Annotated in this window: 9 protein-coding genes; 8 read left to right on the forward strand and 1 reads right to left on the reverse strand. The window is 73.8% G+C overall.

Going from position 1 to position 7,199, the window contains the following annotated elements; all coding sequences use genetic code 11:
• Together ACFP2T_RS43760 and ACFP2T_RS43765 are read left to right on the forward strand one after the other, a co-directional pair.
• On the forward strand, positions 1 to 261 hold a 261-nt coding region (locus ACFP2T_RS43760), incomplete at its 5' end, for a hypothetical protein (protein WP_377433014.1).
• Positions 262 to 270: 9 nt separating this feature from the next.
• Positions 271 to 882 (forward strand): nucleotidyltransferase family protein, encoded by a 612-nt coding sequence (locus tag ACFP2T_RS43765; RefSeq protein WP_377433016.1) that lies wholly within the window; start codon positions 271 to 273, stop codon positions 880 to 882.
• Between the two features lie 24 nt (positions 883 to 906).
• On the opposite strand, the gene ACFP2T_RS43770 is transcribed toward ACFP2T_RS43765, so the two are convergent.
• Positions 907 to 2,460, reverse strand: a complete 1,554-nt coding sequence (locus tag ACFP2T_RS43770; protein WP_377433018.1) for a PucR family transcriptional regulator — start codon at positions 2,458 to 2,460, stop codon at positions 907 to 909.
• 147 nt (positions 2,461 to 2,607) lie between these two features.
• On the opposite strand from ACFP2T_RS43770, the gene uraD reads away from it, so the two are divergent.
• The 6 genes from uraD to ACFP2T_RS43800 are packed head-to-tail and all read left to right on the forward strand — an operon-like array spanning position 2,608 to position 7,146.
• On the forward strand, positions 2,608 to 3,141 hold the full coding sequence (uraD, locus tag ACFP2T_RS43775) for a 2-oxo-4-hydroxy-4-carboxy-5-ureidoimidazoline decarboxylase (RefSeq protein ID WP_377433019.1): 534 nt from the start codon (positions 2,608 to 2,610) through the stop codon (positions 3,139 to 3,141).
• Positions 3,142 to 3,154: 13 nt separating this feature from the next.
• Complete coding sequence (gene uraH, locus ACFP2T_RS43780) at positions 3,155 to 3,532, forward strand: hydroxyisourate hydrolase (RefSeq protein ID WP_377433020.1); 378 nt, start codon at positions 3,155 to 3,157, stop codon at positions 3,530 to 3,532.
• Positions 3,533 to 3,535: 3 nt separating this feature from the next.
• Positions 3,536 to 4,438 carry a factor-independent urate hydroxylase gene (pucL, locus tag ACFP2T_RS43785; RefSeq protein ID WP_377433021.1) on the forward strand — a complete coding sequence of 301 codons (903 nt, stop codon included), beginning with the start codon at positions 3,536 to 3,538 and terminating at the stop codon, positions 4,436 to 4,438.
• On the forward strand, positions 4,438 to 5,313 hold the full coding sequence (locus ACFP2T_RS43790; RefSeq protein ID WP_377433023.1) for an FAD binding domain-containing protein: 876 nt from the start codon (positions 4,438 to 4,440) through the stop codon (positions 5,311 to 5,313). The genes pucL and ACFP2T_RS43790 overlap by 1 nt, the downstream gene beginning before the upstream one ends.
• 13 nt (positions 5,314 to 5,326) lie before the next feature.
• A complete protein-coding gene (locus ACFP2T_RS43795; protein WP_377433024.1) occupies positions 5,327 to 5,794 on the forward strand; it encodes a (2Fe-2S)-binding protein in 468 nt (155 codons plus the stop codon).
• Positions 5,791 to 7,146: an 8-oxoguanine deaminase gene (locus tag ACFP2T_RS43800; RefSeq protein ID WP_377433026.1), complete on the forward strand. Its 1,356-nt coding sequence runs from the start codon at positions 5,791 to 5,793 to the stop codon at positions 7,144 to 7,146. The genes ACFP2T_RS43795 and ACFP2T_RS43800 overlap by 4 nt, the downstream gene beginning before the upstream one ends.
• Positions 7,147 to 7,199: the final 53 nt, after the last annotated feature.

Genomic DNA, 7,199 nt, shown 5'->3' on the forward strand with positions numbered 1-7,199 from the left:
ACGGCGACGGCGGCCGGAGCCTCGGACTCGGTGGTGGTGGCCCGGGTGGTGGTCGGTGCGCTCATGGTGGTCCTCCCTGCACGTGGTGGAAGTCGTGATGGGGACGGTGTATGTCGAGTGGTGGTGGTGATCGTGGTGGTTATCCGTTCAGGCATCACCTTAGCCCGATCGTCTTGGCAAAAGCTAGCCGAACGGCTGATGTATAAAGGGGATAAAAGCCTCACAAGCAGCAAATTTTCGAGAGATTTGGGGTTTGGCTAGGCTCCGACCGTGAACTCCGGCGCCGTACCGCAGGACCCGACCGCACCCTGGCGGGTCGCCGGGCTGGTGCTCGCCGCCGGTGCCGGCCGTCGCTACGGGGGCCCCAAGGCGCTGGTGCGGCTGGACGGGCGGTTGCTGGTCGAGCGGGCCGTGCAACTCGCCCGGGACGGCGGTTGCGCACCGGTGGTCGCGGTGCTCGGCGCCGCCGCCCCGATCGTCCGGACCCGGGCCGAGCTCGGCGACGCCCTGACGGTCGAGAACCCGGACTGGTCGACCGGGATGGGCTCCTCGCTCCGGGCCGGGCTCGCGGCGTTGGGCGACACCGATGCGGTCGCGGCGGTCGTACTCCTGGTCGACATGCCCGGCATCACCGCCGAGGCGGTCCGGCGACTGGTCGCCCTCGCCGCACCGGACCGGCTCGCCATGGCCGGCTACGGAACCCGGCGTGGGCATCCCGTGCTGCTCGGCCGGGCACACTGGGCGGGGGTGTCGGAGTCGGCCGTCGGGGACGTGGGCGCCCGGCCGTACCTGCGCCGGAACGCGGCGCGGCTGCGGGTCGTACCCTGCGACGACGTCGCGGACGATGCCGACCTGGACACCCCGCCCGCCACCGTTTCCTGACGGCCGGGCGCCGGCCGTCCGCCGTCAGTGGGGCAGGCGCAGCGCGAGGTAGAAGTCGACCCGGTCGGGAAACCGGGCGAGATCCCGCCCGGTGAGCTGCTCGATCCTTCCGATCCGGTAGCGCAGGGTGTTGACGTGCAGGTGGAGCCGGGCGGCGGCCCGGCTCCACGAACCGGCGCAGTTCAGGAACTCGTCGAGGGTGCCCACCAGGTCGGCGTCGTGCGTGCGGTCATAGGCCAGCACCGGGCCGAGCACCCGGTCCCGGAACGCCCGCCTGGCCTCCGGGGGGATACCGGAGAGCAGCAGCAGGTGCGAGCCGAGGTCGCCGGCCGAGACCACGGTGGCGGGGCCGGCGCCGGCCAGCGCGGTCGCCAGGGCGTGCCCCGCCTGCTCCACCGCGCCCGGCAGGGCCCCCACGTCGGCGGCCGGGCCGCTGATCCCGACGGCGAGCCGTCCGGCACCGAGCCCCGGCGCGAGCCCCGCCACCGCCGCCCGGATCGCGTCGGTGACCTCGGCGAGCCGGGTCGGTGCCACAGCCAGCACCCCGAGCACGGCGTCGGGCAGGGCGCTGCCGGTGACCATCGCGGGCACGTCCGCCGACCGGACGACCTCCTCCGCCACCGCCACCGCCAGCTCCGGCGGCGTCGTCAGACCGGTGAGCCGGACGGCCACCACCAGCAGGGTCGACTGCGGTGCCAGCCCGCCGGAGAGCAGCGCGGCACGCAGGTCGGCGGGGGACGCGCCGGCGGCCAGCGCCTGGCCGAGCTGATCGGCGAGACGCCGCTCCACCCGACCGGCCTCGTCCGCGTGCGCCCGCTCCAGCGCGACCAGGCTGACCAGTTCGGCCGCGACGTCGGACCCGGCCGCGTCCGGGACGGCGGGATCGAGCGTGTACGCGAGCAGCCAGGCGGCGAGCCGGTGCTCCGGGCGACCGGGCACGCCGACCAGCCAGGCCCGCCGGCCGGCCAGGTCGACCACGGTCGGCAACCGGCCGGCGGCCAGGAACGACGCCGCCAGTGCCCGGCGGGACTCGGACGCGATCGGCCCGGTGCCGGCGACGGTCCGTCCGGTCGAGGTGAGCACCCAGCACTCGGCGCCCAGGTCGGCGGCGACCGGCTCGAGCAGGTCGACCAGCCGGGCGCCGCCGGCCATCGCCGTGACCAGGCCGCGGTACCTGCCGAGCACCGTGGCGAGCCCGCTGGCCCGCTGGGCCCACAGGGTCGGGTTGACCTGGTCGATGATGTCCCGGAAGGACACCTCGACCGGCACCTCGAACAGCGGTACGCGGTACCGGCGGCACGCCGCGACCAGGTCGTCGGGCACCGACCCGTACGCGGCGTCGCCGGCACCGATCGCGGCGACCCCGGCGGCGGCGCAGGCGGCCACGAACCGGTCCGCGTCACCGGCTCCGCGTCGCCACATCAGCCCGGTCAGCACGATTTCCCCGCCGGACAGGTAGCGGCGGGGGTCCGGCAGGTCGGTGACGTACACCCGGCTGACCGGGCGGTCGAGGTCGTCCGCACCGCAGAGCACGGTCAGCCGCAACTGTGGTCTGTCCAGGGCCTCCCGGAGCAGCATCGCGGCACCCTTCCCGCCCGGCCGGGGCCCGTTTGGAGGAATCTACGAAAACGATACGGCCGGAGGTGACGGTTTAGGCGTTCCCGCCGGTTCACCCGGGGCGGTGCCGGCTGCTGTACTTCTGGTCAACCCCGGGAGGTGACCGCGGTGACCGTCGTCAGCGACCCTCTGGACAGCTTCAACCGCCGGCCCTCCGGCGAGGTGGAGCGAGAACTGCTCGCCTGCTGTGCCGTACCGCTGTGGGCCCGCGCGGTGGCGGCCGGGCGGCCGTACCCGGAGGTGGAGGCCGCGGTCGCGGTCGCCGACACCGCGCTGCGCCGGCTGCCCTGGTTCGACGTCGCGGCCGCGCTGGCGGCGCACCCGAGGATCGGGGAGCGGCCGGCGGGCACCGACCGGGAGGCGGCGTGGTCCCGCCGGGAACAGTCCGGAGTGGACGGCGCGGACGACACCGTCCGGGCCGCGCTGGCCCGGGCCAACCGGGAGTACGAGGAGCGGTTCGGGCACCTGTTCCTGATCTTCGCCAGCGGGCGTACCGAGGTGGAACTGCTCGCCGCCGCCCGGGGGCGACTGGGGAACGACACCGCCACCGAACGCCGGGTGGTGCACGAGGAACTGCGGAAGATCGCGCTGCTACGCCTGAGGAGGCTGCTCATGACCGAGCGGAGCGAGGGGCCGTCATGAGTGGGGGGCAGTCGTGACCGGGGGGAGCGCGGGGGACGGGTTCGTGCGGATCTCCACCCACGTGCTGGACACCGTCCGTGGCGAGCCGGCCCGGGACATCGGAGTGCGGCTCGACCGGCGGGACAGCGGCGGCTGGACGCCGGTGGCACAGGGCCGGACCGACCACGACGGCCGGCTGACCGACTGGACGCCGCTGCTCGACCGGGTGCCACTGCGCGGTTGGCAGGCCGGCGGCTACCGCCTGGTGTTCCTGGTCGAGCGCTACTACCCGCCGGGTGCGTCGTTCTTTCCGGAGATCGTCGTCTCCTTCCAGATCACCGACCCGGACCGGCACCACCACGTGCCACTGCTGCTCAGCCCGTACGGCTACACCACCTACCGGGGTAGCTGAACCATGGAGGAGAGTCGATCGGCGCGGATCGTGCTCGGCGCCAACCAGTACGGCAAGGCCGAGGTCCGGGTGGTCCGGGTACGTCGCGACGGGCCCCGGCACGAGCTGCGGGACCTCGACGTCAGCATCGCCCTCGCCGGTGACCTGGCCGAGGTCCACCTCTCCGGCGACAACGGTTCCGTGCTGCCGACCGACTCGCAGAAGAACACCGTGTACGCCTTCGCCCGCCGGTACGGCATCGACCAGATCGAGGACTTCGGACTGCTGCTCGCCCGACACTTCGTCGACAGCCAGCCGGCGATCGACCGGGCCCGGGTGCGGCTGACCGAGCACGGCTGGCAGCGGCTCGGGCCGCACTCCTTCCAGCGCGACGGCGCGGAAGGGCGTACCGCCACGGTGACCGTGACCGCGCAGCGGACCACCGTCGAGTCCGGACTGACCGGACTGGTGCTGCTGAACAGCACCGACTCGGAGTTCAACGGCTTCGTCCGGGATCCGTACACCACGCTGCCGGAGACCGACGACCGGATTCTGGCCACCGCCGTCGAGGCGAACTGGCGACACCAGGACGGGGAACCGGCCGACCGGACGGCGACCCGGGACTGGGCGGGATCGTACGCCGGGGTCCGGGCCGCCCTGGTCGGCGCGTTCGTCGACACCTACAGCCGGTCCCTGCAACAGACCCTGTACGCGATGGGGCACCGGGTACTCGCCGAGCGGCCGGAGATCGTGGAGATCCACCTGAGCCTGCCCAACCAGCACCACCTGCCGGTCGACCTGGCGCCGTTCGGGTTGACCAACCCGGGTGAGGTCTTCGTGGCCACCGACCGGCCGTACGGGTTGATCGAGGGCACGGTGACCCGGGCGGCCGAGGAGACCGCCGGTCCGGTGGCGGGGTGGTCCTGATGGACTTCCTGCAACCGACCACCTGGTCGGACGCGCTCGCGCTGCGGGCGGAGCATCCGGACGCGCTGCCGGTGGCCGGTGGCACCGACGTGATGGTGGAGTTGAACTTCGCCCGGCGCCGCCCGCCGGCCCTGCTGGACCTGAGTCGGGTGGCCGGGCTGGCCGAGTGGGACGCCGACAGCGGCCTGCTGCGGCTGGGCGCCGGGGTGCCGTACCGGCGGATCGTCACCGAGTTGGCCGGCCGGACGCCGGGGCTGGCGATGGCCGCCCGGACGATCGGCTCCCCGCAGATTCGCAACCGGGGCACCATCGGCGGCAACCTCGGCTCCGCGTCCCCGGCCGGAGACGCGTTGCCGCCGCTGCTGGCCGCCGGGGCGATGGTCGAGCTGGCGTCGGTGCGCGGCGTCCGCACGGTTCCGGTCGCCGAGTTCTGTACCGGGCCGAAGCGCAGTGTGCTGGCCCCGGACGAGCTGATCGCGGCGATCCTGCTGCCGACGGCCACCGGGCCGGAGCAGTTCGCCAAGGTCGGTGCCCGGAACGCGATGGTGATCGCCGTCTGCTCGTTCGCGCTCGTGCTGCGCATGCCGACCCGGGAGGTCGGCATCGGGATCGGCTCGGCGGCGCCGACCCCGGTCCGTGCACCGGGGGCCGAGGACCTGCTCCGCGCCGAACTGCCCTGGGGCGGCCGGGGGGACCTGCCGGACCCGCTGGTCCGCCGGTTCGGCGAGCTGGTCGCGGCGGCGGCCAGCCCGATCGACGACGTACGCGGCACCGCGGCCTACCGGCGGCACGCGCTGGGCGTACTGGGCCGGCGGTCGTTGGTGCGGGCCTGGGACGAGCAGCGGTGGTCGGATTTTTCGGGGGTGGCGAGATGAGGATCGCGGCGAGATGAGGATCGACTGCACTGTGAACGGTGAGCCGCGTCGGGCCGACGACGTGTGGGCCGGGGAGAGCCTGCTGTACGTGCTGCGGGAACGGCTCGGGCTGCCCGGCGCGAAGAACGCCTGCGAGCAGGGGGAGTGCGGATCCTGCACGGTCTACCTCGACGGCCGGCCGGTCTGCGCCTGTCTGGTTCCGGCGGGGCAGGCGCGGGGGTGTGCGGTGGTCACCGTGGAGGGGCTCGGGGACGGCGAACTCCATCCGGTGCAGCGGGCGTTCGTCGCGGCCGGGGCCGTGCAGTGCGGATTCTGTACGCCCGGACTCGTCGTCGCCGTGCACGACCTGCTGGCCCGGACGCCGTCGCCGGACGACGGGGAGATCCGGGAGGCGTTGGCCGGCAACCTGTGCCGGTGCACCGGGTACGAAAAAATCCTGACCGCGGTACGGCTGGCCGCCGGCCGGGAGGGCGAATCGTGATCATCATCGAGAACTGCGCGGTCGCCACGGTCGACCCGGACGGTACCGAGTACTCCGACGGGCACCTGGTGCTCGACGAGGGTCGGATCGTGGCCGTCGGCCCCGGTCACGCCGGCCGCTACCACCGCTCGGTACGCCGGATCGACGGCACCGGCTGCCTCGCCACGCCCGGCCTGGTGAACACCCACCACCACCTCTACCAGTGGGCGACCCGGGGGATGGCGCAGCAGGAGGAGTTGTTCGGCTGGCTGAAGGCGCTGTATCCAATCTGGGCCGGGCTGGACGCCGAGGTGGTCTCCGCGACCACCGCCGCCGGACTCGGCTGGCTCGCCCTGTCCGGCTGCACCACCAGCACCGACCACCACTACGTCCATCCGGCCGGGGCCGGTGACCTGATGGCGGCGCAGGTCGAGGCGGCCCGGGAGGTGGGGCTGCGGTTCCATCCGTGCCGGGGGTCGATGGACCTCGGGGTGTCGTCGGGCGGGCTGCCACCGGACGGGATCGTCGAGGAGACCGACGCCGCGTTGGCCGCCACCGAGGAGGCGATCGACCGGTTCCACGATCCGGCCGACGACGCCATGCTGCGGGTGGCGGTGGCGCCCTGCTCGCCGTTCAGCGTCACCGGAAAACTGATGGCCGAGGCCGCTACGCTGGCGCGGCGCCGGGGCGTGCGGCTGCACACCCATCTCGCCGAGACGGTCGACGAGGAGGCGTACTGCCGGGAGGCGCACGGCTGTACGCCGATCGAGTACGCGGAACGGCTCGGCTGGCTCGGTCCCGATGTGTGGTTGGCGCATGCCGTACACCTCGATGACCGTGGGCTGGACGCGTTGGCCCGGACCGGTACCGCGGTGGCGCACTGTCCCAGCTCGAATGCCCGGCTCGGGGCCGGTGTCGCGCGGGTCCGGGAGTTGCTGGACCGGGGCGTGCCGGTGGGGCTCGGGGTCGACGGGCCGGCCTCGCAGGAGGCGGGTCAGCTCGGTGCGGAGTTGCGGCAGGCGCTCTACGCGGCGCGGCAGCGTGGCGGACCGGGGGCGTTGACGGCACGGGAGGCGTTGGCGCTGGGAACCATCGGCGGGGCCCGCTGCCTGGGGCGGGCCGATGCGCTCGGGTCGTTGGAGGTCGGCAAGCTGGCCGATGTCGCGGTGTGGCGGCTGGACGGGCTCGGACATGCCGGCATCGACGATCCGGTGGCGGCGTTGGTGTTCGGGCCGGTCGCTCCGCTGGAGCTGTTGCTGGTGGGGGGCGAGCCGGTGGTGGTCGACGGGGAGTTGCGGACCGTGGACGAGCGCGAGTTGGTTCGGCGGACTCGGCGGGCGCATCGGGCTCTGGGGCGTCGGGGGCGACGATGACCAGGCCGTCCGGCGGTGCGGCGTGGGTTGCGGGGAGGGGTGGGGGGCCGGGT

Source organism: Plantactinospora solaniradicis (genome assembly GCF_042658085.1).
Taxonomy (GTDB): Bacteria; Actinomycetota; Actinomycetes; order Mycobacteriales; family Micromonosporaceae; genus Plantactinospora; species Plantactinospora solaniradicis.

What these genes read in the sequence shown, in the direction of transcription:
- ACFP2T_RS43770 (WP_377433018.1), bottom strand. Translation starts at nt 2,460, where the DNA reads ATGCTGCTCCGGGAGGCCCTGGACAGACCACAGTTGCGGCTGACCGTG.
- pucL (WP_377433021.1), top strand. Translation starts at nt 3,536, where the DNA reads ATGGAGGAGAGTCGATCGGCGCGGATCGTGCTCGGCGCCAACCAGTAC.
- ACFP2T_RS43790 (WP_377433023.1), top strand. Translation starts at nt 4,438, where the DNA reads ATGGACTTCCTGCAACCGACCACCTGGTCGGACGCGCTCGCGCTGCGG.
- ACFP2T_RS43795 (WP_377433024.1), top strand. Translation starts at nt 5,327, where the DNA reads ATGAGGATCGACTGCACTGTGAACGGTGAGCCGCGTCGGGCCGACGAC.